The following is a 317-nucleotide window of genomic DNA, read 5'->3' as shown; positions in this document are numbered from 1 at the left end:
GGTGACACTGGCGCAGCCGGCGCTAAAGGCGACAAAGGCGATAAAGGTGACACTGGTGCAGCCGGCGCTAAAGGCGATAAAGGTGACACTGGTGCAGCCGGCGCTAAAGGCGACAAAGGTGATACTGGTGCAGCCGGTGCTAAAGGTGACACTGGTGCAGCCGGCGCTAAAGGCGACAAAGGCGATAAAGGTGACACTGGCGTAGCCGGCGCTAAAGGCGACAAAGGTGACACTGGTGAAAAAGGTGACACTGGTGAAAAAGGTGGCAGCATCACAGGTGAAGTTGTAGATAATGGTGACGGTACCCATACAATCAC

Annotated in this window: 1 protein-coding gene; it reads left to right on the top strand. The window is 55.5% G+C overall.

The features are described from left to right. Positions 1-317, top strand: a 317-nt coding sequence (locus tag ACTHSP_RS23365) for a hypothetical protein (protein WP_440347163.1), incomplete at both ends; no start/stop codon positions are given.

The organism is Neisseria sp. P0001.S005 (assembly GCF_051963715.1).
Note: the sequence above shows the minus strand (reverse complement) of the source record. Positions and strands in the feature narration are given on the sequence as shown.